Below are 23,577 nucleotides of genomic sequence, written 5' to 3' on the forward strand. Positions count from 1 at the left end.
TCAGCTCCCCACGACGTGCACGAGCGCTCCTGCGATCCCCGCGAGCAGGATGACGACGATGAACGGCGCCCGGAGCGCGAGCGCCACCGCCGCCACGCCCAGACCGACCACCCGGCCGTCGACGACCAGGTCGTTCCCGCTGCTCAAGGTCTGCACCGCCACCAGCGCGGCCAGCAGAGCCGCCGGCACGAAGTCGACCACCCGGGCCACCCACGGCTGCTCCACCCAGGAGGCAGGCACCGAGAGCCCGGCCAGCTTCAGCAGGTAGCAGCCGACGGAGGCCGCCACGACGGCGATCCAGAGTTCGCTCATGCCACCACCTCCCGCCGGGGCCGCCCGGCCAGCGCGACGGCTCCCGCCGCGACGATCACCTGCACCCCCGCGGGCACGACCGGCGTCAGTGCCAGTGCGACCACCGCCCCGCCGAGCGCCACCCGCCGCTGCACTCCGTGCTCCCCGAACCCGCGCCGCAGCCGGGGCCAGAGCAGGGCGAGGAAGGCCGCCGGCACGACCGAGTCCAGCGCGGCCTCCGCGGTGCCGCCCAGTCCGGAGGCGCCGAGGACGCCGACCAGGGTCATGACGTTCCAGCCGAGGTAGATGCTGAGCCCGGTGGCCCAGAACGCCAGCCGCCCCGTCTCCCGGTCGGGGGCGGCCACCGCCATGGCCGTCGTCTCGTCGATGACCAGCTGCGCCGCCCCGGCCCGTCGCAGCAGGCCGCGCGGGGCGAGCAGCGGGGCCATGCGCACCCCGTAGACGGTGTTCCGGGTGCCGAGGAGCAGCGCACTGCCGACGGCCGCGGCCGCACCACCCCCCGCGCCGACCACGCCGACGAGGGCGAACTGCGAAGCCCCGCTGAACATCAGCGCGGAGAGGACCATCGCCTGCCAGGCGTCGAGGCCGGCCGCGTCGGCCGAGGCGCCGAACGCGACGCCGTACAGCCCGACTGCCAGTCCCAGCCCCATCGAGTCGCGCAGGGTGCGGGAACGATCGTCGGGCACGCGCCGACCCTAGTGAGTGCCACGTGCGCGCCAGATCACCCTCCGGAGGGCGGCGCGGCACGACGCCCGCCGTACAGTGGCAGGCGACCCGATCGCGCAGGTCGCCGCCACGGGCCGCGCGACCGCCGACCGGGGTCCCCCGCCGAAGGAGACAGCCACGCCATGTCCGACCAGCTGACCGGCGCGCCGGCGCTCGACGCCGTCACCGCCGCACTGGCCACCGTCCAGGACCCGGAGATCAACCGTCCGCTCACCGAGCTGGGCATGGTCAAGGACGTCCAGATCGGCCCCGACGGCGCCGTCCGCGTCGAGGTCTACCTGACCGTCGCCGGCTGCCCGATGCGCGAGACGATCACCAACCGGGTCACCCAGGCCGTGGGCGCCGTCCCGGGCGTGACCTCGGTCCAGGTCGGGCTGGACGTCATGAACGACGAGCAGCGCGCGGAGCTCCGCAAGACCGTGCGCGGCACCGACGCCGCCGACCCGGTCATCCCCTTCGCCCAGCCCGGCTCGCTGACCCGTGTCTACGCGGTCGCGTCGGGCAAGGGCGGCGTCGGCAAGTCCAGCGTCACGGTGAACCTGGCGGCGGCGCTGGCCAAGCGCGGGCTCTCCGTCGGCGTCGTCGACGCCGACATCTACGGCCACTCGGTGCCGCGGATGCTGGGCGTGGACGACAAGCCCACCCAGGTCGACAACATGATCATGCCGCCGCAGTCGATGGGCGTGAAGGTCATCTCGATCGGCATGTTCACCCCGGGCAACACCCCGGTCGTGTGGCGTGGGCCGATGCTGCACCGCGCGCTGCAGCAGTTCCTCGCCGACGTGTGGTGGGGCGACCTCGACGTCCTCCTGCTCGACCTGCCGCCCGGCACCGGCGACGTCGCGATCTCGATCGCCCAGCTGCTGCCCAACGCCGAGATCCTCGTCGTCACCACGCCGCAGATGGCCGCCGCCGAGGTCGCCGAGCGGGCCGGTGCGATCGCGACCCAGACCCACCAGCAGGTGGTCGGCGTCATCGAGAACATGAGCTGGCTGGAGCTGCCCGACGGCTCCCGCATGGAGGTCTTCGGCGCGGGCGGCGGCGAGGCCGTGTCCGACGCGCTCACCCGCACCCTCGGTGCCCGGGTACCGCTGCTCGGTCAGATCCCGCTGGACACGCGCCTGCGCGAGGCCGGTGACGCCGGCGCGCCGATCGTCCTCGCCGACCCGGAGACCCCGGCGGCGAAGGCGCTGGAGAAGATCGCCGACGGGCTGGCCGTGCGCCAGCGCGGGCTCCAGGGCATGTCGCTCGGGCTCACCCCCGTCCGCAAGTAGTCCTCGGACGCAGGAGAGGCCGGTCCCCGCGGGGGCCGGCCTCTCCTGCGTCCGGGCTCAGGTCGCGTCGACGTCGAACGGCGGCGGGGTGCTGTGGTCGCGGGGCCGCACGGTCTGCGCGACGGGCACCGTGCCGGCCGCGGCAGCCAGGCCGGTCGATCCGGTGGCGCTCCCCCGGTGCACGGTCGGCTCGTCGCTCAGCAGCTGCTCGCGGATGAACGTGCGCGGGTGGTACTTGCGCAGGTCGAGGTCGCGCAGCTCGGCGAAGTCCTCGCCCATCGAGTCGTGCATCTGCTCGCGGACGCCGGTGATGGCCGCCCGCACCTTCTTCAGCCCCGCGGCGGCGTCCTTGGCCAGGTGCGGCAGCCGCTCCGGCCCGAAGATGAAGAGCGCGGCGAGCGCCAGGACGACGATCTCGCCCCAGCCGATCGAGTCGAACATGCCGCGCTCCCTCCTCCGGTCACCAGCGTAGGCGGCCCCTGGTCGGGGCCTTCCCGCTAGGCCGGGTCGAGCGTCGCCTGGACCTTCTGCGACTCGCCGCCGCCCCGGACGAACTCCACGGTCACCTCGTCACCGGGGGCGTGGGCGTCGACCGCGACGACCAGCTCCTCGGAGCTGCGCACGGTCTCGTCGCCGACGGCGATGATGATGTCCTCGTCGCGGATGCCGGCGCGGGCCGCGGCGCTGCCCTGCTCGACATTCAGCACCAGCGCACCGTCCCGGGCGCCGTCGGTGACCGAGCGGGCGTTCACGCCGAGCGTCGCGTGCGTCACCGAACCGGTCGAGATCAGCTGCTCGGCGATCCGCTTGACCGTGTCGACCGGGATGGCGAAGCCGAGGCCGATGGAGCCACCCGCACCGGTCGAGGCGATCGCGGTGTTGATGCCGACCAGGGCACCGGAGCCGTCGACCAGCGCACCGCCGGAGTTGCCCGGGTTGATGGGCGCGTCGGTCTGGACGGCGCTGATGACCGCGTTGGTGTCCGAGCCCTCGCCGGAGAGCCGCACGGGGCGGTCCAGGGCGCTGACGATGCCGCTGGTCACCGTGCCGGCCAGGCCCAGGGGCGAGCCGATGGCCACGACCGGGTCGCCGACCACCACGTCCTCCGACCGCCCCAGGGTGGCCGTGACCAGCCCGGGCTTCTCCACCTTGATGACGGCGACGTCGCTGGCCGGGTCGCGGCCCACGATCCGCGCGGACGACCCGCTGCCGTCGGAGAAGACGGCCCGGATCTCCGCTCCCTCGACGTCGGCGGCGCCGGAGATGACGTGGTTGTTGGTCACGATGTAGCCGTTGTCGCCGTCGATCACCACACCGGACCCGGTGGCACCGGCCTGACCGACGCGCACCTCGATCGACACGACCGCGGGGGTGACGGCGGCGGCGATCTCCGCCACCGACCCGGTCTCCTTCGGCGCCCCGGGGTCGATCTGGGCCAGGGTGGTACCGGGCGTGTAGAGCGGCGTCTCGTCGGCGGTGCGGGTGAGGTACCAGCCCACCCCACCGGCGACCACGCCCACCAGGAGCAGCGCCAGCACGGCCAGCGTCGTCAGCCGCACGGAGACGTCGCGCAGCCGCAGCTTGCGGCGGCCCTGCGCGTCGACGACGACCGGGCCGGGCTGCTGGTCCTCGTCGTACACGGCGGGGGCACCGAGACCCGCCGGGGACGACGGGTCCCGCCAGGGGTCGGTGCGCGCGTCGGTCTTCCACCACGGGCCGCTGGAGGTGCGCCGGCCGCCGGGGCGACCCGACGGCGGGTCCTGCAGGCCGCCGCGGCCGGGCACCGGCGGGCCGAAGGCGCGCAGCAGCGCCTCCGGCGGTGGCGGCGGGACCGGGCGCGGTGACAGCGGCGGCCGGTCGCCGGCGAAGCCACCCTCGGTGGCCGCGGGCCGGCCGAAGGCCCCGGCCTGCGCCGGGCTGGCCTGCGGGGCCGGCGTGGCGCGCGGCTCGAACCGCCGGGCCGTCGACGCGTCGAAGGGGCCGGACTGGCCCGGCGGCCGGACGAAGTCGTCGTGCCCCGGGGTCGGGGGCTGCCGAGTGCTCAGGGGGTGCCGCCCACGACACCGACGGTGACCGTGCGCAGGACCGGCGGCGCCACCTCGGTGTGCTGCTCGGGGCGCCCGCTGTCGGCCGTCGCGCCGGCGCCCGGTGCTGCGTCGCCCGGAAGCGTGAGCACCAGCGCGGTGACGCCGGCGCCCAGGCCGACGAGCGTGCCGGCGACGCCTCGCCGGAGCCAGCGCGGGCCCAGGTGCCCGCGGCGCGAGGCGTCGTCGGTGAGGTCGACCGACCAGGCGCCACGAGTGCCGGTCAGCGTGAACTCCCCCGGTCCCACGGCGCTCATCGAACCCGGGCCCGTCCCGGCTCCCGACATCTCGGCGGTGAACGGGATGGCGCGCAGCCGCGACATCAGGTCTCCGGGCACCGAGACGTCGGCGGAGCAGTGCAGCGCCTCCTTCGCCTCGCGCTGGGCCTCGACGGCCATCCGGCACTGGGCGCAGCCGGCGAGGTGCCGGGCCGCACGACCGGCGGGACCGGCGGTCAGCTCGCCGTCGACCAGCGCGGTGATCGCCTCCTGGGCCAGGTGGCTCTCCGGGATGTTCACGCCCCGACCTCCCCGGGAACGGCGGGCCGCCGCGGCGCCAGGTGCGCGAGCGCCTGGCGGAGCTGCACGCGCCCGCGGTGGATCCGACTGCGGACGGTGCCGAGCTTGATGCCCAGCGTCGCCGCGATCTCCTCGTAGGTGAGGCCCTCGATGTCGCACAGCACGACCGCCACGCGGAACTCCGGCGGCAGGGCGTCGAGCGCGGCCTGCACCTGCGGGTCCAGGTGCGTGTCGGCGTACACCTGCTCGGGGCTGGGCGCCCGGCCGGGCAGCCGCTCGGTGTCCTCGGGCAGGGCGTCGAACCGGATGCGCTGCCGGCGGCGCACCATGTCGAGGAACAGGTTCGTGGTGATGCGGTGCAGCCAGCCCTCGAAGGTGCCGGGCGAGTAGTCGGCCAGCGAGCGGAAGACGCGGACGAACGTCTCCTGCGTGAGGTCCTCGGCGTCCTGGGCGTTGCCCGACAGCCGGTAGGCGAGCCGGTAGACGCGGGCGGAGTGGTCGCGGACGACCTGCTCCCACGTGGGCGCCACCCATCCGTCCGGGCGCACCCCGGAGCCGGCCGGCTGAGCGGGGGTGGCCTCGGACACGGCACCAGGATCGCAGACCGGCGCCGCCGCGACCTCCCCGACAGGGGGGTGTCCGGTGGACTGAGCTCGCTTTCCGCGCACGACCGGCTCAACGGACGGACGGCACACCGGTGTTCCCGGGCACCGTGACTCCCAGCAGACGCACAGGTGGCGCTGCCGTACGCGGTGCGGGCACGACCGGCCACTACCCTCGGCCGGTGATGAGCGCCGAGGAACCGCCGCCCGGAGGCGGCACCGATCCGGGCGCTGCGTACGCGGACCGCTTCGCCGGGGAGAGCCCGGAGATGGCCGCCGCCCGGCACCGCGCCCACTTCCTCACCGGCACTGCCCCGGTGGAACCCGCCGTCGGCGCGGCGCTGGCGGTTCTCGCCACCACTGCCGGCGCCCGGTCGGTCGTGTCCATCGGCAGCGGTGGCGGCCTCGCCGCCCTGTGGCTGATGCGCGGGATGCGGCCCGACGGCGTGCTCACCGTGCTCGACGGCGACCCGGAGCAGCTGGGCGCGGCCCGCAAGGCGCTCGCGGAGGCGAAGGTGCCGGCCAGCCGGGCACGGCTGATCTTCGGCACCCCCGGCGAGGTGATCCCCCGGCTCTCCCCGGGCGCCTACGACCTCGTCTGCTGCGCCGGCCCTCCGCGCGAGTACTCCGAGCACCTCGCCGCGCTGCTCGGGCTGGTGCGGGTGGGCGGCTCGCTCACCTGCCACGGGCTGCTCGCCGGTGGCCGGGTGGCCGACCGCACGGCGCGGGACCCGCAGTCGGTCGCCTGGCGGGAGATCGCCCGCACGATCCGCGACGACGAGACCCTGCTGCCCGCCGTCCTGCCGATCGGCACCGGCCTGCTCGTGGCCACGAAGCGGACCTGACGAGGCGGAACGGCCTTCGTCAGGCGAACGCCCGGGCGCCCTTGCCGAGAACGGTGATCCCACCCGCGCTGACGTGGTAGCGCTCGCGGTCGAGCTCGTGGTCGACGCCGATCCGGGCCCCGGCCGGGACCACGACGTTCTTGTCCAGGATCGCCCGGCGCACGATCGCGCCCTCGCCGATGTAGGCGCCGTCCATGACCACGCTGCCCTCGACGCGCGCCCCGCGCTCGACGCGCACGCCGGGCGAGATGACGGAGTTGTGCACCGAGCCGCCGCCGATGATGGCGCCGGCGCTGACCATGGACTCCTCGGCGCGGCCGCCGAGCACGAACTTCGCCGGGGGCAGCTGCGGCGGCAGGGTGAAGATCGGCCACCGGTCGTTGTAGAGGTTGAAGACCGGCGACACGGACACGAGGTCCATGTGCGCGTCGTAGTACGAGTCGATGGTCCCGACGTCGCGCCAGTAGCCGTGGTCCCGCTCGGTCGCGCCGGGCACCACGTTGGTGGAGAAGTCGTACACCCACGCCTCACCGGCAGCGGCCAGCATCGGCATGATCGAGCCGCCCATGTCGTGCTCGGAGGAGGCGTCCTCGGCGTCGGTGCGCAGCGCCTCGAGCAGCGCGTCGGTGGTGAAGACGTAGTTGCCCATGGAGGCGAAGCTCTCCTCGGGCGAGTCCGGCAGACCGGGGGGGTCGGCGGGCTTCTCCAGGAATCCGCGCACCCGGCCCTCGGCGTCGGCGTCGATGACCCCGAAGCCCGTGGCCTCCCGGCGCGGCACCCGCAACCCCGCGATGGTGACGCCGGCGCCGGTGCGCAGGTGCTGGTCGATCATCTGCGCCGGGTCCATCCGGTACACGTGGTCGGCGCCGAAGACGACGACGATCTCCGGGCGCTCGTCGTAGATCAGGTTGAGGCTCTGGAAGATCGCGTCGGCGCTGCCGGTGTACCAGCGCGGGCCGAGCCGCTGCTGCGCCGGGACCGGGGTGATGTAGTTGCCCAGCAGCTGCGACATCCGCCAGGTGGTGGTGATGTGCCGGTCGAGGCTGTGGCTCTTGTACTGGGTGAGGACGGCGATCTGCCGGATGTCGGCGTTCACCAGGTTCGACAGCACGAAGTCGATGAGCCGGTACTGACCACCGAAGGGCACCGCGGGCTTGGCCCGGTCCGCCGTCAGCGGCGCCAGTCGCTTGCCCTCGCCTCCGGCAAGGACGATGCCGAGAACCCGAGGACCGCCACGCATGTCCGAAAGGTAACCGCTGCCGGCCGCCGACCACGCATCGAACCCGACGAGGCCACCCGTCAGGGGTTGGTCCCGAGCCCGTGGAGCGGGTCGAGCCGGTCCACCGTCCGTCCGGCCGCGCCGTGGCACGGCTGGACGGACGCCCACCCGGCTCAACCCGGCCCCCAGGCCCCTGGTGACGGGATGGGACGGCCTCCGTGCAGGGACCCCCTGCGAGCCTGCGAGCGGCGGGGGGCACGGAGGTCCTTCTAGGGTGACCGCGTGCGCATCGGGATCGTCACGCGGGAGTGGCCACCAGCCGTCTACGGCGGCGCGGGGGTGCACGTCGAGCACCTCGTGGCCGCACTGCGGTCGCTGCCGGCCGGGCCCGAGCTCGACGTGCACTGCTTCGGGGAGCCCCGCGAGGACGCCACCGCCCATCCGGTGCCCGACACCCTGCGCGACGCGAACGGTGCCCTGCAGGCGCTCGGCACCGACGCCGGCATCGCCGCGGCCCTGGCCGGCGCGGACCTGGTGCACAGCCACACCTGGTACGCCAACGGCGCCGGGCTCCTGGCCTCGCTGCTGCACGGCATCCCGCACGTCGTCACCGCGCACTCCCTCGAGCCACGCCGGCCGTGGAAGGCCGAGCAGCTCGGCGGCGGGTACCGGCTCTCCTCGTGGACCGAGCGCACGGCCTACCTCGCTGCCGACGCGGTCATCGCGGTGAGCGCCGGCATGCGCGACGACGTCCTGGCGGTCTACCCGGAGCTGGACCCCGCACGGGTGCACGTCGTCCACAACGGTGTCGACGCCGAGGCCTACCGGCCGGTGCACGCCCCCGACGTCGTCCGCGGGCTCGGCGTGGACCCCGACCGGCCCTACGCCCTCTTCGTCGGCCGGATCACCCGCCAGAAGGGGCTGCCGCACCTGCTGGCCGCCGCCGAGCAGCTGCCCTCCGACGTCGGGCTGGTGCTCTGCGCCGGCGCGGCGGACACCCCGGCCGAGCGCCAGCAGGTGGCCGACGCCGTCGCGGCGCTGCAGGCCCGACGCGAGGGCGTGGTCTGGATCGAGTCGATGCTGCCCCGCGAGCAGCTGGTCCCGCTGATCACCGGAGCCACCGTCTTCGTCTGCCCCTCGGTGTACGAGCCGCTCGGCATCGTGAACCTGGAGGCCGCGGCCTGCGGCACCGCCGTCGTGGCCAGCGCGGTGGGCGGGATCCCGGAGGTCGTCGACGACGGCCGCACGGGTCTGCTCGTCCCCTACGACGAGGCCGACCCCGCCGGCTTCGCCGCGGGCCTGGCCGCCCGCACCAGCGAGTTGCTGGCCGATCCGCAGCGGGCCGCGGCCATGGGTGCCGCCGGCCGCGAGCGGGTGCTGAGCGAGTTCGGCTGGGCGGCCATCGCCCAGCGGACGACCGAGGTCTACGCCGCCGTCCTGGAGAGCCGGGCCTGACCGGCCGCTGGTAGATTGCCCCCGCCGGCCTCCGGGTCGGTGTCGCAGCGGTAGCGAAGTCCGGTGCAATCCCGGCGCTGTCCCGCAACTGTGATGCCTCTCGATCCTCCCGGATCCTCGTGGCCTGAGCCAGATCGCCTGCCCTGCGGCATGTCACCGACCCTCGCGGTAAGGGTCGCGCATCCTGCCCCGGCAGACCATGAGCGACGCTCGCCGCCTCCGCTGGAGGCCCTCCGTGCACAGTTCCCTCCCCCGGCTGCGCGTCGCGCTGCCGGCCGTCCTGCTCTCGCTGCCCCTGGTGCTCGGCGCCTGCGGCAGCGGCGACTCGGGTTCGGACCCCGCCGCCGAGACCTCCGCCTCCGCATCGTTCCCGGTCACGGTGACCGGTGCCAACGGTGACGTCACCCTCGACGAGCAGCCGGAGTCGATCGTCTCCCTCTCGCCGACGGCGACGGAGATGCTCTTCGCCATCGATGCCGGCGACCAGGTGAAGGCCGTCGACGACTACTCGAACTACCCCGAGGACGCCCCGGTCACCGACCTGTCGGGTTTCACCCCCAACGCGGAGGCGATCGCCGGGTACCAGCCCGATCTCGTGGTGCTGAGCAACGACCAGAACGGCATCGTCGACGCCCTGGCCGCGCTCGAGGTCCCCACGCTGCTGCTCGAGGCGGCCACCAGCGTGGACGACACCTACGAGCAGATCGAGACGCTCGGTCAGGCCACCGGACACACCGAGGAGGCCGGCGACGTGGTCACCGAGACGCGGGACCGGATCGCCGACGCCGTCGCGTCCGTCCCGGCCGACGCCAAGGGCATGACCGTCTTCCACGAGCTCGGCCCGGAGCTCTACTCCGCGGACAGCAGCACCTTCGTGGGCAGCATCTACGCGATGTTCGGCCTGGAGAACATCGCCGACGGCCCCGGTGAGGCCGCCGGCGGCTACCCCCAGCTCTCCCCCGAGTACGTCGTCGGGGCCGCACCGGACCTGATCGTGCTGGCCGACACCAAGTGCTGCGAGCAGTCGGCCGAGACGGTCGCCCAGCGCCCGGCCTTCGACACCGTCCCGGCCGTGAAGGAAGGCCGTGTGCTCGAGGCCGACGACGACGTCGCCTCGCGCTGGGGCCCGCGGATCGCGGACTTCGCCGAGGCCGTCGCGAAGTCCCTCCAGGGCTGACCGGCCGGGCGACGGAACTCCTGCGATGACGGCGACGGCGGGCAGCGGCACCCGCTCCCGGCCCGGGGAGCCCTCGGCGTCTCCGCGGCGTCGTCGGCCGGGGCTGGTCCTGGCCGGGAGCGGGGCGGCGCTGGTGCTCGCCGTCCTGGCCGGGGTGTGGGTGGGCGCGCTGCCGCTCGCCCCCGGCGCCGTCGTCGCGACCCTGCTCGACCGTCTGCTGGGGCCGCTGGGCATCGACGTGCCCGGCGGCCTCAGCGGCACCCAGGAGGCGGTGCTGCTGGAGCTCCGCCTCCCCCGCGTCCTGCTGGCCGCGCTCGTCGGCGGCGGCCTCGCCGTCGCCGGCGCCGCCTACCAGGGCGTCTTCCGCAACCCGCTGGCCGACCCCTACCTGCTCGGTGCGGCCGCCGGTGCCGGCCTGGGCGCGACCCTGGTCATCGCCTACTCCCCCGTCCAGTCCATCGGGCCGGTCGGCATCGTCCCGCTGGCCGCGTTCGCCGGCGCGCTGCTGGGCGTGGGGTGCGCGCTGGTCCTCGGCGCGGTCACCGGCGGCTCGCACGGCCCGACCCTGCTGCTCGCGGGCATCGCCGTCGCCGCCTTCCTCTCCGCCGGTCAGACCCTGGTGCAGCAGCGGAACACCGACGACCTGCGCGAGATCTACGGCTGGCTGCTCGGGCAGCTCGGCAAGGCGCAGTGGTCCGACGTCCTGATGGTGCTGCCCTACCTCGGGATCGCCTGCGGGGTGCTGATGCTGTGCGGACGGGCGCTCGACGTGCTCGCGGTGGGTGACGACGAGGCCTCCTCCCTGGGCGTGCACCCCGGCCGGCTCCGGCTGCTGGTCATCGTGGCCGCCTCGCTGGCCACCGCGTCCGCGGTCGCCGTGAGCGGGCTGATCGGCTTCGTGGGGCTGGTGGTCCCGCACATCGCCCGCCGCTTCGTCGGCGGCTCCAACGCCCGCCTCCTGCCGGTGTCGCTGCTGATCGGCGGTGCCTTCCTCGTCCTGGCCGACATCGTGGCCCGGGTGGTCATCGCCCCCGCCGAGCTGCCGATCGGTGTGGTCACCGCGTTCGTCGGCGCCCCGTTCTTCGCCGGGCTGCTGTGGATCGGGGCGCGGCACCGGTGAGCCGGCGCATCGCGGAGGCACCCGCGACCGGCGCCCGCGTCGAGGTCGTGGGGCTCTCGGCCGCCTACGGCCGGCGGCCGGTGCTCCACTCGGTCCGGCTGACCGTCGAGCCGGGCGGGTGGCTGGCGATCATCGGCCCCAACGGCTCCGGCAAGTCCACCCTGCTGCGCTCGGTGCTGGGCGTCCTCCACCACCAGGGGCAGGTCCGCATCGACGGGGTGCCGACCACCGGCATGCCGCGCCGGGAACGGGCACGGTCGCTGGCCTACGCCCCGCAGATCCCGGTCCTGCCGGAGGGCGTGACGACGGCGGACTACGTGACGCTGGGTCGCACGCCGCACCGCCCGCTGCTGGCCGCGCCGCGCGCGGTGGACCGTCGGGTGGTGGCGGACGTGATGGCCCGCCTCGGGCTGGAGACGCTGGCCGACCGGCAGCTGGCCACGCTGTCCGGCGGCGAGCAGCAGCGGGCCGTCCTCGCGCGGGCGCTCGCCCAGCAGCCCCGGGTGCTGCTCCTCGACGAGCCCACCGCCTCGCTGGACCTCGGTCACGCGCAGCAGGTCCTCGACCTCGTCGACCGGCTGCGCCGGCAGGACGGGCTCACCGTGGTGAGCACGCTGCACGACCTCACCCTCGCCGGCCAGTACGCCGACCGACTCGCACTGCTCTCCGACGGGCGGATCGCCGCCGAGGGCCCTCCGGCCGAGGTGCTCACCGCCGAGGCGCTGAGCGCGCACTACGGTGCCCGCGCCCAGGTGCTTCCCGGTCCGCACGGCCCCGCGGTCCTGCCGGTGCGCGCCGACGACTCCTAGCGCCCGGTCCGGCCGGGGGACACGGGCCGGAACCGGAGCCCGTCGCCGGGCCGCAGCTGAGCGGCCGCCGGCAGGTCGTCGGTGACCACGACGGCGAGCACCGGGTAGCCACCCGTCACCGGGTGGTCGGCGAGGAAGAGGACGGGCGCGCCGTCGGGCGGCACCTGCACGGCCCCGGGCACCAGCCCCTCGCTGGGCAGCTCGTCGGACCGGGCCCGCTCCAGCGCGGGACCGGACAGCCGCAACCCCACCCGGTCGCTCGCCGTCCCGACCGTCCACTCCGCCGACACCAGCACGCGCCAGGCGGTCGGCGTCAGCCGGTCCCGCCGCGGCCCGGGCAGCACGCGCAGCACCGGTGCGGCGACCGGCGGCGCGACGGGCGCGACGTCCACCAGCGGCTGCGCCTCCCCCGGCGGGCCCAGCGGGAGCCGGTCCCCGGCGCGCAGCGGGGCCGGGCCGAGACCGGAGAGGGTGTCGGTGCTGCGGGAGCCGAGCACCGGCGGGACGTCGATGCCACCGCGCACGGCCAGGTAGCTGCGCAGGCCCACCGCGGGGGTGCCGAGGGCGAGCTCGGCCCCGGCGGGCAGCGGGAACGGAGCGTTCCAGGGGACGGGCCGCCCGTCGACCAGCGCGGCCGCGGGCGCTCCCGTGAGCGCCACCAGGAGAGCCCGGCCGGCCCGCACCCGCAGGCCTCCGGCCGTCGTCTCCAGGACGGCCGCGCCGGGATCGTTGCCGACCAGCCGGCCGGCCAGCGCCGCCGAGGCGCGGTCGGCGGCGCCGGACCGGGTCACCCCGATCGCGGCCCAGCCCGGGCGGCCGGCGTCCTGCACCGTGGTGAGCGGCCCCGGGGCCAGCACCTCGAGCACTCAGCCCACCGCCCGCAGCCGGACGACGGTCCCGGGGACGAGCAGCGCCGGCGGGTCGCGGTCGACGTCGAAGAGCACGACGTCGGTGCGGCCGACCAGCTGCCAGCCCCCCGGCGAGGCACGCGGGTAGATGCCCGCGTAGGGGCCGGCCAGGCCGACGGCGCCGGCCGGGACCCGGGTCCGCGGCGTCGCCCGCCGCGGCACCTGCAGCTCCTCGGGCAGCCCGGTGAGGTAGCCGAACCCGGGCGCGAACCCGGCGAAGGCGACCGTGAAGCGGATCGTCGCCAGGCGCTCCACGAGGTCGGCCACGGTGCGGTCGGTGAGCGCGGCGACATCGGCGAGGTCGGGACCGTCGAACACCACCGGGACGTCGACGACGGCGGGGCGCACCGCCTCCGCGATCCCGGTCGGGCGGAGCGCCCGCAGCACGGCCAGGTCGTGCTCGGTGGGGGGCCGGTCCAGCACCACGAGCAGCGTGCGGGCCGCCGGGACGAGATCCACCTGCCCGGGCAGCGGTGCCGACGCCAGCGCCTCGCGCAGACCCGGGACGATGGACGCATCCGCGTCGAGGAGGACGGCACGGTCGCCGTAGGCGACAGCCCGCTCCACTCCCACCGGCCCATGATCGGGCACTCCTCACCCGACCGCGTGACCGGCGCCCCCGTCCCGGTGTCCTGGTCGGCCGACCCGGCCGGCGGATGGAATGCTCGGCTGTCGTGACTCCGCCGATCCCCGACGGGCAGGACCCGATGCGCGCCCTGCTGCGGGCGTCCCACCACCTGCGCGCCGACCAGCTCGGCACCGCCGTCCTGCGCACGGCACCCCGGCTGGACGGCGTCCGGCTCGCCGTCGTGTACGTCGTCGACTACGAGCAGCAGTCCCTGGTTCCGCTCGGCGGTGAGGGCGTCCCCGCCCGCGAGCCGCTGGACGTCGACGAGTCCACCGGTGGCGGCGCCTTCCGGCGGGTGGCTCCGGTCAGCTCCCGCGCCTCGGACGGCGCCGTCACGCTCTGGATGCCGTTGCTCGACGGTGCCGAGCGCCTGGGCGTGCTCGAGCTGGTCTTCGACGGGGACGCCCCGGAGGGGGCGGACGAGGCGATCCGGGCCTATGCGGCGCTGGTGGCCGAGCTGTGCGTGACGCGCGACGAGTACAGCGACGTGCTCACCCGCCTGCGCCGCAACCGCCCCATGACCATCGCGGCGGAGATCCAGTGGGAGCTGGTCCCTCCCCTGACCTTCGGCACCGATCGCATCGTCATCGCGGCGGCGTTGGAGCCCTCGTACGAGATCGGCGGCGACACCTTCGACTACGCCGTCAACGGCGAGCTGGCCGACCTCATGGTGCTCGACGCGGTCGGGCACGGACTGCCCGCCGCGCTGCTGGCGACGGTCGCGGTCGGCGCCTACCGCTCCGGTCGCCGGGCGGAGCTCTCCCTGACCGACATCTCTGCCCGCATGAACCGGGCGATCGAGGAGCAGTTCACCGCCAGCCGGTTCGCCACGGCGTTGCTGGTCCGGCTCGACCTGGCCGGCGGGACGCTCCACTGGGTCAACGCGGGGCATCCCGCTCCGCTCGTCGTGCGCGACGGTGCGCTGCTGCCGCCGCATCCGTGCCGGTCCTCGCTCCCCCTGGGACTGCAACCGGGTCCGGCGCAGGAGTGCTCGGTGCAGCTCCGCCCCGGGGACCGGGTCCTGCTCTACACCGACGGGATCGTCGAGGCCCGCTCACCCGGCGGCGAGTTCTTCGGCGAGGACCGGTTGGCCGACTTCGTCGTGCGGGCCGAGGCGGCCGGTGATCCGCCGCCGGAGACCCTCCGCAGGCTGATGCGCAGCGTGCTCGACCACCAGGCCGGGCAGCTGCAGGACGACGCGTCGATCGTGCTGGTCGAGTGGCGCACCGGCCGCGAGGAGCAGATGCGACTGTGAGCGCGCAGGACGTCCCGCTGGAGGAGGGGCACGACGTGGCCCAGGCTGTCGCACCGGTCGTCGTCGTGGGGCTGGTGGCCGCGCCCGGAGCCCCCGCCGAGCTGGCGCAGGGACTGGCCGGGGAACTGGTGTCGGAGCTCGGGAACCGGCACCCCGAGGTCACCTGGCAGGTCCAGACGGTCGAGGACGGGCTGGTCCAGCCGCCCGCCGACGACGCCGAGCTGGTCGCCGCCACGCGCGAGCGGCTGCTCTCCGCCGACTGGGACCTGGCCCTGTGCGTCACCGACGTCCCGCTGGAGGTGGCCCGCCGCCCCGTCGTCGCCCACGCCAGCCCCCTCCACGGGGTCGGCGTGCTCTCGGTGCCGGCGCTCGGCGCGGTGGGGCGCCGTCGCCGGGCCGTGGAGACGGCGGTCGGCCTGGTGCAGGCCCTGGTCAGCGACGGCGACGACGACCCCGACGACCCCGACGACCGGGCCGATCTCGGCCGCCGGCTGCGGCAGCTGGCCACCGACCCGGCCGAATCCGAGGAGGGCGTCCGGTTCACCGCGCGGGTGCTCTCCGGCAACCTGCGGCTGCTCAGCGGGATGGTGCGCGCCAACCGGCCGTGGCGGCTGGCGGTGCGGCTCTCCCGCGCGCTGACCGCGGCCATCGCGGCAGGCGTCTTCGCGCTGGTGACCGCCGACATCTGGCGGCTGGCCGACGCCTTCGGCTGGCTGCGGCTGCTGCTGGTCGGCATCGGCTCGGTGGTGGCCATCGCCGTCACGCTGATCGTCGGCGCCGACATGTGGGAGCGGCCGCGCTCGCGGCGGGTCCGCAAGCAGGTCGTGCTGTTCAACATCGCGACCGCCGCGACGGTGACCATCGGCGTGCTGTCGCTGTACCTGGCGTTGTTCGTGCTCGCGCTGCTCGGCGGGCTGTTCCTGGTCGTCGAGCCGCTGTTCAGCGACGGCCTGGGGCATCCGGCGCACTTCTCCGACTACCTGGAGCTGGCCTGGCTGACCTGTTCGCTGGCCACCGTCGGTGGGGCGCTGGGGGCCGGTCTGGAGAGCGACGAGACGGTGCGCGAGGCGGCCTACACCTACCGCCCAGGGCGCACCGACCCCTGATCGGGCAGCTGGTGATGCCCCGACATGTGGTGCGCGATCGGACGCGGGACACTCGGGTGTGAGCATCGCCGACCGTTTCACCGCTGCCCTGGCGGAGGTGTCCGGCGCCGGACCGGCCGAGCCCGAGCTGCTCCCGGCGCGGCTGAGCCGCGCCGCCGCCTCGGCGCTGGGCACCGACGCTGCCGGCATCGGCATGGTCGACGAGTTCGGCAGGTGGCTCCCGCTGGGCGCCAGCGAGGACGTGGCCGGCACCGCCGAGCGGATGCAGTTCACCGCCGGCCAGGGGCCGTGCACCACCTGCCGGGTCGAGGGGCAGCCGGTGCTCGCCGTCCAGGAGGAGCTGCAGCGCCGGTGGCCGGTGTTCACCCGGCTCCTGGAGTCGAGGACGCCGTTCCGGGCCGTGCTCGCGCTCCCGCTGGGTCCGGCCCCGTGGGGGCGGGGCGCGATGGACCTCTACCTCCGCGACGGAGCGGCGCTGGCGGGCGTGGACGTGTTCGCCGCGACCGCGGTCGGCGACCTGGTCAGCGCGGCGCTGAGCGACGCGACCGTCTGGGGCTCCTGGGCGGCCGACGGACGGCCCGCCTGGCGCGCAGGCCCCACCGCGCGGGAGCGGGCTCGCGTCTGGGAGGCGATGGGCCGGGTGGGCATGGACCTCGACGTGCCCGCCGAGGAGGCACTGGCGCTGCTGCGCGCGGACGCCACGGCGGCCGGGCGCACCGTCGAGGAGGTCGCCGCCGACGTGCTGGAGGGCCGGCGGGGCGCGGCCGACCTGCGCGCCGGGCGCTGACCGCTCAGCGGGCGAAGGGCCTCACGTCGATCCCGGCCCCCGCCAGGGCTCCCCGCACCGAGCGCGCCAGCTCGACCGCACCCGGGGTGTCACCGTGCACGCACACCGATCCGACGGTCATCGGCACGGTGCTGCCGTCGACGGCCACGACCGTCCCCTCGGCCGCCATCCGCACCGCCCGGCGGGCGACCTCCGCAGGGTCGTGCACCAGCGCGCCGGGGTCGCTGCGCGGCACGAGCGTGCCCTCGGCGGTGTAGCCGCGATCGGCGAAACCCTCCGCCACCGTCCGCAGCCCCGCGTCGGTCGCCTCGCGCAGCAGCACCGAACCGGGGAGACCCAGCACGGGGAGCGCCGGGTCGTACGCCCGCACGGCCTCGACGACCGCGCGCGCCTGCCGCTCGTGGTGCACGACCGCGTTGTAGAGCGCCCCGTGCGGCTTCACGTAGGAGACCCGGCCCCCGGCGGCCCGCGCCATGCCGTCGAGCGCGCCCAGCTGGTAGAGCACGTCGGCACCCAGCTCCGCCGGGGCGACGTCGATGAAGCGGCGTCCGAACCCGGCGAGGTCCCGGTAGGAGACCTGCGCCCCGACGGCGACACCGGCTGCGACGGCGGCCGTGGTGACGCGTCGCATCGTGAGCGGGTCGCCGGCGTGGAAGCCGCACGCGACGTTGGCGCTGGTCACCACCTGCAGCAGGGCCTCGTCGTCGCCGAGCCGCCACACCCCGAAGCCCTCACCGAGGTCGGCGTTCAGGTCGATGCTGGTCACCGGCGCATCCTCGCACCGGACGGCCCGGCGCCCCACCGTGCGGCGAGGCGCCGGCTCGCCTCAGAGCTCGGGCTTGAGCTGCACCTTCACCACGCCGTCCTCCTTCTTCTGGAACTTGGCGTACATCTCCGGCGCCTGCGAGAGCGGCACCCGGTGCGTGGCGAAGGTGTCCACGCCGAGCGGGTCGGCGTCGGTGAGCAGCGGCATGATGTCCGGGATCCAGCGCTTGATGTTGCACTGGCCCATGCGCAGCTGGATCTGCTTGTCGAACATGGTCATCAGCGGCATCGGGTCCGCGGCGCCGCCGTAGACGCCGGACAGCGAGATCGTGCCGCCGCGCCGCACGATGTCGATCGCGGAGTACAGCGCGTTCAGCCGGTCGACGCCCGCGTGCTCCATGAGCGGCGCGGAGACCGCCTTCGGCAGCAGACCGGCGGCCTTCTGCACGAAGCTCGTGGCCGGCGACCCGTGGGCCTCCATGCCGACGGCGTCCAGCACCGAGTCCGGGCCGCGGCCACCGGTCAGATCGCGGATGGCGTCACCGATCGACTCGGCCTCGCCCAGGTCCACCACCTCGACGCCGCGGGCGCGCACCCGCTCCAGGCGCTCGGGTACCAGGTCGACGCCGATCACGCGGTAGCCCTTGTGCTGCGCGATGCGGCAGGCGAAGTCACCGATGGGTCCCAGGCCCAGGACGACGAGCGTCCCGCCCTCGGGCACCGCGGCGTACTCCACGCCCTGCCAGGCGGTGGGCAGGATGTCCGAGAGGTAGGCGAACCGGTCGTCGGGCGGCCCGTCGGGCAGCGGGATGTGGGTGAACTGGGCCTGCGGCACCCGCAGGTACTCGGCCTGGCCGCCCGCCACCTGGCCGTAGAGCTTGGAGAAGCCGAACAGCGCGGCACCGGTGCCGTGCTCGCGCACCTGGGTCGTCTCGCACTGGGTGTACAGCTGCTGCTGGCACATCCAGCAGTGCCCGCAGGAGATCTGGAAGGGGATCGAGACGCGGTCGCCGACCTTCAGGCCCGTCACCGCCGACCCGACCTCCACGACCTGGCCCATGTTCTCGTGGCCGAGGATGTCGCCCACTCCCATGAACGGCGACAGGGGCTCGTACAGGTGCAGGTCCGAGCCGCAGATGTTCGACGTCGTCACGCGGATCACCGCGTCCGTGGGCTCCTGCACGAACGGGTCGGGGACCTCCTCGACCCGTACGTCACGCTGTCCGTGCCAGGTCACTGCCTTCATGGGACTCCCGTCGTTGGGCACCCCGTCCTGGGTGCCGCTCCGTCCCGGGGTGCCCGGGGGGCACGGTGTGCAACCGCAGGTCCGACGCGCGCCGGGCCGGAATGACCGCCGGGGCGAGGGCGCTGCACCGGGTATGGCCGGCGAGCCGCTCACCCTCTTCGACATCGGCCCCGCGCCGACCCCCATGCCTGCGAACCGGCTGCTGCAGGTCCGGCGCATCTACGCCGAGGCGGCGGCCGCCGCCTCCCCTCGCGGCCGCCAGGTGCTCGGCCGGTTCCCCGACGCCGAGGTCGTCGAGGTGCCGTCGCACTGGCAGATCCCGGACCTCCACGGCAACGCCGGGAACGTGGAGCGGTGGGTGCGGACGAAGACCGAGACGCTGGTGCTCGGCGTCCGCAAGGGGCTCACCACCCGGCCCAACGGCCGCTCGGCCGACTTCATCGCGCCCGGCCCCTCCAACGGCTGCGCGATGGCCTGCGCCTACTGCTACGTGCCGCGACGCAAGGGGTTCGCCAACCCCATCACGGTGTTCACGAACATCGAGCAGATCACCGCGCACCTGCGGCGGCACGTCGCCCGCCAGGGACCCAAGCCGGAGCCGAACCAGTGCGATCCCCACGACTGGGTCTACGACATCGGCGAGAACGGCGACTGCTCGGTCGACGCCCTGGTGAGCGACAACGTCGCCGACCTCGTGGCCACCTTCCGCACCCTGCCGACGGCCAAGGCGTCCTTCGCCACCAAGTACGTGAACCGGCAGCTGCTCGACCTCGACCCCGCGGGCCGGACCCGTATCCGGTTCTCGGTCATGCCCGACGACGACGCGCGGCTGCTCGACGTGCGCACGAGCCGGATGGACGAGCGCATCGCGGCCGTCGACGACTTCGTCGAGGCCGGGTACGAGGTCCACCTCAACCTCTCCCCCGTGGTGCTGCGGGACGGCTGGGAGTCGGCGTGGACGGCACTGCTCCGGCAGCTGGACGACGTCCTCTCCCCCGCCGCCAAGGCCCAGGCGGCCGCGGAGGTGATCATGCTGACCCACAACGAGGCGCTGCACGAGGTGAACCTCGGGTGGCACCCGCTGGCCGAGGAGCTGCTCTGGCGTCCCGAGCTGCAGGAGCCCAAGCGCAGCCAGAACGGCCAGGACAACGTGCGCTACCGGGCCGGCGTCAAACGAGCCGCGCTCGCCCGGCTGGACCAGCTCGTCGCCGGCACCGCACCGTGGCTGCGGGTGCGCTACGCCTTCTGAGCGATCGGCCCGGTGCGACCTACCTGGTGAGCGACCTGGGCGGTGCCGACACGTCGGCAGGGCGCCATGTCGACAAGACCACATATCGACGGCTCGTGTTCACTCCCTCACCGCGCGTATGAGATGGTGGCGAGGCCGGACGCCTCACCGCCCCGGCGGGGGACGTCGTGGCTCGGGGGGAGTCGGGTGCCGGAGAAGACGGCGGGTGTGACGGCCGGTGCGCTGCTCGCGGCCCTGCCCGACACCGTGGTGGTCGCCGACTCGCGAGGGCGGGTCACCTACGTGAACCCGGCCGTCACCCGGCTGCTCGGGTACGAGCCCGCCGAGCTGCTCGGACGCGACCTCGCCGAGATCATGCCGCCGCGCTTCCGGACCGGGCACGGAGAGCACATCACGCGGTTCCTCACCACGGGACAGGGGGAGCTCGTCGGCAACACCACCCAGCTGCCGGCGGTGCACGTCAGCGGCCACGAGGTCTCCATCGACGTCACCCTGGCCCGGGTCGAGCCCTTCCCCGGCGCCCCGGCGGAGGAGTCCTCGGTGGTCGGGGTGCTCCGCGACGCCAGCACCACGATCCTGCTCGAGCGGCAGCTGCAGGTCAGCCGCTACCTGGCGGCCACCCTGCGGGTCACCGCGGCGCTGACCGAGGCGCGCGACGCCGACGTCGCCTTCCGCCAGCTGCTGCCCACCCTGTGCACGGAGCTCGACTGGGACGCCGCGCTGCTGTGGCAGGCCGACGGCGAACGAGGACGACTGGTGCACGCCGGCACCTGGACCGCGCCGGACGGGGACGTCCCCGCGCTCGCGGCGGACGCCACCGGTCGTCGGTTCCGTCGCGGCGAGGGCCTCCCGGGGCAGGCGTGGCTGCAGCGAGCACCCGTCGTCGTGGACGACCTCGCGAGCGACCCGCGCGTGGTGCGGGCCGACGCCGTCCGGGCCGACCGCCTCAGCACCGGTGTCGCGTTCCCCGTGCTGCGTGGCGACACGGTGCTGGCGGTCTGCGAGCTCTTCTCCACCGAGTCCCGCCCGGTTCCCGCGGAGCTGCTGGAGGTCCTCGCCCACGCCGGCCGCCAGATCGGCCAGTTCCTCGACCGGCTGCGCGCCGAGTCCGACGTCCGGGGGCTCGCCGACACCCTCCAGCGCAGCCTGCTCCCCTCGCACCTGCCGACCATCCCCGGGATCGGGCTCGCCGCCCGCTACCGGGCCGGCGGGGAGACGGCGCTGGTCGGCGGCGACACCTACGACGTGACGCCGCTTCCCGACGGCCGCTGGATGGTGCTGATCGCCGACGTGTGCGGCACCGGCGCCGAGGCCGCCGCGGTCACGGCGGTCACCCGGCACACCGCCCGCGCGGCCGCGGCGACGGGCAGTCCGGCGGAGATCCTGGGCGCGGTCAACACCGCACTCCTGCAGCAGCGGGACGACGGGCCGCTCCGGTTCGTCACCGCCTGCTGCCTGGTCCTGGAGCCGGCCGGCTCCGGCCACCACGCCTGCCTGAGCGTGGCGGGGCACCCGCTGCCCGTGCTGCGCTGTCCTGACGGCGCGACCGAGGAGGTCGGGGTCCCGGGCCGGCCGCTGGGCATCGACGCCGAGGTGCGGTTCGAGCAGACCCACCTCGAGCTCTCCGCGGGCTCGACCCTCGTGCTCTACACGGACGGGGTCACCGAGGCGCGCGACGACGCGGGGCGGCAGTTCGGCGAGGACGCCCTGCTGCGGGTGGTCGCGGGAGCACCGCTGGACGCCGAGGCGACAGTCGGGGCGGTCGCCGCTGCCGTGGAGGACCAGCTGGCCGGATCGCGGCACGAGCCCGACGACCTCGCCGTGCTCGCCCTCACCGTCCCCCGCTGAGCGACCGGCGGTGCGTTCCGCCGGCATCGCTACGGTGGTCCCGTGGCGCGTGTCGTGGTCGTGGGCGCCGGGCTGGGTGGGCTCGCCGCGGCGGCCCGGCTGGCCGCCGCGGGCCACGCGGTCACCGTCCTCGAGCAGGCGGACCGGCCCGGCGGGAAGCTCGGCCGGCTCACCGTCGACGGGCACTCCTTCGACACCGGGCCGAGCCTGGTCACGCTCCCCCAGGTGCTGCGGGACCTCTTCGCGGCCACCGGCGCCCGGCTCGAGGACTGCGTGGACCTCACCCGGCTGGACCCCGCGGTCGGGTACCGGTTCGCCGACGGCACCCGGCTGCGCATGCCGGGCCGGTTCGAGGACGTCCCGGCAGCCCTGGACGACGCGCTCGCCGACGGCGCCGGACGCCAGTGGAGCGCCCTGATGGAGCGCGCCGCCGACATGTGGCGGATCAGCGAGGGGCCCTTCCTCCGTTCCCCGCTCGCCGGCGCCGCCACGCTGGCGCGGCTCGCCCGCCGACCGGGCGACGTCGCGACCGTCGCGCCCTGGCAGTCGCTGCGCGGCGTGGGCGGGCAGTACCTGCGCGACCCGCGCCTGCGCACGCTGCTCGACCGGTACGCGACCTACTCCGGCTCCGATCCCCGGCGCGCACCGGCGGTGCTGGCCACCGTGCCCTACGCCGAGCAGGCATTCGGTTCCTGGTACGTGCGCGGCGGACTGCACGAACTGGCCCTCGCCGTCCTCGACCGGGCCGTCGCCCGCGGGGCCGTCCTCCGCACCGGCGCGACGGTCCGCCGCGTTCTCGCCGACGGTGGACGGGCCTCCGGCGTGGAGCTGGCCGACGGCGAACGGGTGCCGGCCGACGTCGTCGTGTCCGGCATCGACGCCGCAGGCCTGTACGCCCACCTGCTCCCCGGTGACCGGCGGACCCGCGGGGTGCGCCGCGACCTGCGCCGGGCGACCCCGTCGCTGTCCGGCTTCGTCCTGCTCCTCGGCCTGCGCGGCCGGACCCCGGACCTGGCCCATCACACCGTGCTGTTCCCCGGCGACTACGAGGCGGAGTTCGACGCCGTCTTCGGCACTGGCCGGCATGCGGGCCGGCCGGTGCCGGTCGAGGACCCGACCGTCTACGTCAGCGCCCCCGACGACCCGGCGCTGGTGCCCGACGGCGACAGCGAGTCGTGGTTCGTGCTGGTGAACGCCCCGCGGCACGAGCCGGGCACGGGCGTGGACTGGACGGCGCCCGGCCTGGCCGATCGCTACGCCGACCAGGTGCTGGACGTGATGGCGCGCCGCGGCCTCGACGTGCGGGACCGGGTGCGGCTGCGTGTGGTGCGCACCCCGGCCGACCTCGAACGGGACACCGGCAGCGTGGGCGGTTCGATCTACGGCACCTCCAGCAACGGCAGCCGCGCGGCGTTCCTCCGCCCGGCCAACGCCTCCCCGATCCCCGGTCTCTTCCTCGTGGGTGGCTCCGCGCACCCGGGGGGCGGGCTCCCTCTGGTGACGCTCTCGGCCGAGATCGTCGCCGGGCTCGTCGGCCCCGCCTGAACCGGGCGCTCCCCCGCTCCCGAACACCGGGGGACGGCCGCTCCGGTTCCGGAGCCGGAACCGGTTGGGCACCGCCTTCTCGGGATAAGCCCGCACGGG

At 75.1% G+C, this 23,577-nt stretch carries 23 protein-coding genes; 12 read left to right on the forward strand and 11 right to left on the reverse strand.

Annotation, left to right across the window (positions count from 1 at the left end):
* Positions 1 to 312 (reverse strand): AzlD domain-containing protein, encoded by a 312-nt coding sequence (locus DQ237_RS12425; RefSeq protein WP_113800439.1) that lies wholly within the window; start codon positions 310 to 312, stop codon positions 1 to 3.
* Positions 309 to 998 carry an AzlC family ABC transporter permease gene (locus DQ237_RS12430; protein ID WP_240619595.1) on the reverse strand — a complete coding sequence of 230 codons (690 nt, stop codon included), beginning with the start codon at positions 996 to 998 and terminating at the stop codon, positions 309 to 311. Before DQ237_RS12430 ends, DQ237_RS12425 begins: the two co-directional genes overlap by 4 nt.
* Before the next feature lie 162 nt (positions 999 to 1,160).
* On the opposite strand from DQ237_RS12430, the gene DQ237_RS12435 reads away from it, so the two are divergent.
* A complete protein-coding gene (locus DQ237_RS12435; protein WP_113800440.1) occupies positions 1,161 to 2,312 on the forward strand; it encodes an Mrp/NBP35 family ATP-binding protein in 1,152 nt (383 codons plus the stop codon).
* 57 nt (positions 2,313 to 2,369) lie between these two features.
* Here the strand turns inward: DQ237_RS12435 and DQ237_RS12440 are convergent, their stop codons facing one another.
* The 4 genes from DQ237_RS12440 to sigE form a co-directional block, all read right to left on the reverse strand.
* Positions 2,370 to 2,753, reverse strand: coding sequence for a twin-arginine translocase TatA/TatE family subunit (locus DQ237_RS12440; protein WP_113800441.1), 384 nt, complete (start codon positions 2,751 to 2,753; stop codon positions 2,370 to 2,372).
* 56 nt (positions 2,754 to 2,809) lie between these two features.
* The gene (locus tag DQ237_RS12445) at positions 2,810 to 4,096 is read right to left on the reverse strand and encodes a S1C family serine protease (protein ID WP_240619596.1); all 1,287 of its coding nucleotides are present in this window, start codon (positions 4,094 to 4,096) and stop codon (positions 2,810 to 2,812) included.
* A 257-nt stretch (positions 4,097 to 4,353) separates the two neighbouring features.
* Complete coding sequence (locus DQ237_RS12450) at positions 4,354 to 4,914, reverse strand: anti-sigma factor (protein WP_113800442.1); 561 nt, start codon at positions 4,912 to 4,914, stop codon at positions 4,354 to 4,356.
* Positions 4,911 to 5,501, reverse strand: a complete 591-nt coding sequence (gene sigE, locus DQ237_RS12455; RefSeq protein ID WP_113800443.1) for an RNA polymerase sigma factor SigE — start codon at positions 5,499 to 5,501, stop codon at positions 4,911 to 4,913. Before sigE ends, DQ237_RS12450 begins: the two co-directional genes overlap by 4 nt.
* A 200-nt stretch (positions 5,502 to 5,701) precedes the next feature.
* Here sigE and DQ237_RS12460 point away from each other — a divergent pair, with 200 nt between their 5' ends.
* Entirely contained in the window at positions 5,702 to 6,361 is a 660-nt protein-coding gene (locus tag DQ237_RS12460) for an O-methyltransferase (RefSeq protein WP_166509598.1), read from the forward strand.
* Positions 6,362 to 6,380: 19 nt separating this feature from the next.
* Here DQ237_RS12460 and glgC read toward each other — a convergent pair whose 3' ends face one another.
* Complete coding sequence (gene glgC / locus DQ237_RS12465) at positions 6,381 to 7,601, reverse strand: glucose-1-phosphate adenylyltransferase (RefSeq protein ID WP_113800445.1); 1,221 nt, start codon at positions 7,599 to 7,601, stop codon at positions 6,381 to 6,383.
* 261 nt (positions 7,602 to 7,862) lie between these two features.
* On the opposite strand from glgC, the gene glgA reads away from it, so the two are divergent.
* The 4 genes from glgA (at position 7,863) to DQ237_RS12485 (ending at position 12,141) form a co-directional block, all read left to right on the forward strand.
* Positions 7,863 to 9,035 (forward strand): glycogen synthase, encoded by a 1,173-nt coding sequence (gene glgA / locus DQ237_RS12470; protein ID WP_113800446.1) that lies wholly within the window; start codon positions 7,863 to 7,865, stop codon positions 9,033 to 9,035.
* Between the two features lie 235 nt (positions 9,036 to 9,270).
* Positions 9,271 to 10,212 carry an ABC transporter substrate-binding protein gene (locus tag DQ237_RS12475; RefSeq protein ID WP_240619597.1) on the forward strand — a complete coding sequence of 314 codons (942 nt, stop codon included), beginning with the start codon at positions 9,271 to 9,273 and terminating at the stop codon, positions 10,210 to 10,212.
* A gap of 25 nt (positions 10,213 to 10,237) precedes the next feature.
* Entirely contained in the window at positions 10,238 to 11,332 is a 1,095-nt protein-coding gene (locus tag DQ237_RS12480; protein WP_113800448.1) for an iron ABC transporter permease, read from the forward strand.
* On the forward strand, positions 11,329 to 12,141 hold the full coding sequence (locus DQ237_RS12485) for an ABC transporter ATP-binding protein (RefSeq protein ID WP_205730192.1): 813 nt from the start codon (positions 11,329 to 11,331) through the stop codon (positions 12,139 to 12,141). Before DQ237_RS12480 ends, DQ237_RS12485 begins: the two co-directional genes overlap by 4 nt.
* Here the strand turns inward: DQ237_RS12485 and DQ237_RS12490 are convergent.
* Together DQ237_RS12490 and DQ237_RS12495 are read right to left on the reverse strand one after the other, a co-directional pair.
* Positions 12,138 to 13,007 (reverse strand): biotin-dependent carboxyltransferase family protein, encoded by an 870-nt coding sequence (locus DQ237_RS12490; protein ID WP_113800449.1) that lies wholly within the window; start codon positions 13,005 to 13,007, stop codon positions 12,138 to 12,140. The two genes, DQ237_RS12485 and DQ237_RS12490, sit on opposite strands and share 4 nt — an antisense overlap.
* On the reverse strand, positions 13,008 to 13,622 hold the full coding sequence (locus DQ237_RS12495) for an allophanate hydrolase subunit 1 (protein ID WP_240619598.1): 615 nt from the start codon (positions 13,620 to 13,622) through the stop codon (positions 13,008 to 13,010).
* A gap of 101 nt (positions 13,623 to 13,723) precedes the next feature.
* Here DQ237_RS12495 and DQ237_RS12500 point away from each other — a divergent pair, with 101 nt between their 5' ends.
* From DQ237_RS12500 to DQ237_RS12510, 3 genes are read left to right on the forward strand one after another with little or no spacing between them, the layout of a single operon-like run.
* The gene (locus tag DQ237_RS12500; RefSeq protein WP_240619599.1) at positions 13,724 to 14,932 is read left to right on the forward strand and encodes a PP2C family protein-serine/threonine phosphatase; all 1,209 of its coding nucleotides are present in this window, start codon (positions 13,724 to 13,726) and stop codon (positions 14,930 to 14,932) included.
* The gene (locus DQ237_RS12505; protein ID WP_240619600.1) at positions 14,929 to 16,038 is read left to right on the forward strand and encodes a hypothetical protein; all 1,110 of its coding nucleotides are present in this window, start codon (positions 14,929 to 14,931) and stop codon (positions 16,036 to 16,038) included. The genes DQ237_RS12500 and DQ237_RS12505 overlap by 4 nt, the downstream gene beginning before the upstream one ends.
* Positions 16,039 to 16,096: 58 nt before the next feature.
* Entirely contained in the window at positions 16,097 to 16,825 is a 729-nt protein-coding gene (locus DQ237_RS12510; RefSeq protein WP_166509599.1) for a GAF domain-containing protein, read from the forward strand.
* 4 nt (positions 16,826 to 16,829) lie between these two features.
* Here DQ237_RS12510 and DQ237_RS12515 read toward each other — a convergent pair whose 3' ends face one another.
* On the reverse strand, positions 16,830 to 17,591 hold the full coding sequence (locus tag DQ237_RS12515) for a LamB/YcsF family protein (protein WP_113800451.1): 762 nt from the start codon (positions 17,589 to 17,591) through the stop codon (positions 16,830 to 16,832).
* Between the two features lie 60 nt (positions 17,592 to 17,651).
* Positions 17,652 to 18,836: a zinc-dependent alcohol dehydrogenase gene (locus tag DQ237_RS12520; protein ID WP_113800452.1), complete on the reverse strand. Its 1,185-nt coding sequence runs from the start codon at positions 18,834 to 18,836 to the stop codon at positions 17,652 to 17,654.
* Positions 18,837 to 18,969: 133 nt separating this feature from the next.
* On the opposite strand from DQ237_RS12520, the gene DQ237_RS12525 reads away from it, so the two are divergent.
* From DQ237_RS12525 to DQ237_RS12535, 3 genes are all read left to right on the forward strand, one after another.
* Entirely contained in the window at positions 18,970 to 20,085 is a 1,116-nt protein-coding gene (locus DQ237_RS12525; RefSeq protein ID WP_113800453.1) for a spore photoproduct lyase family protein, read from the forward strand.
* Positions 20,086 to 20,271: 186 nt separating this feature from the next.
* The gene (locus DQ237_RS12530) at positions 20,272 to 21,933 is read left to right on the forward strand and encodes a SpoIIE family protein phosphatase (protein WP_113800454.1); all 1,662 of its coding nucleotides are present in this window, start codon (positions 20,272 to 20,274) and stop codon (positions 21,931 to 21,933) included.
* Between the two features lie 42 nt (positions 21,934 to 21,975).
* Positions 21,976 to 23,478: an NAD(P)/FAD-dependent oxidoreductase gene (locus tag DQ237_RS12535; protein ID WP_113800455.1), complete on the forward strand. Its 1,503-nt coding sequence runs from the start codon at positions 21,976 to 21,978 to the stop codon at positions 23,476 to 23,478.
* The last annotated feature ends 99 nt before the right edge of the window (positions 23,479 to 23,577 follow it).

Origin of the sequence: Blastococcus sp. TF02-8, from assembly GCF_003319175.1 — a bacterium.
Lineage (GTDB): Bacteria > Actinomycetota > Actinomycetes > Mycobacteriales > Geodermatophilaceae > Blastococcus.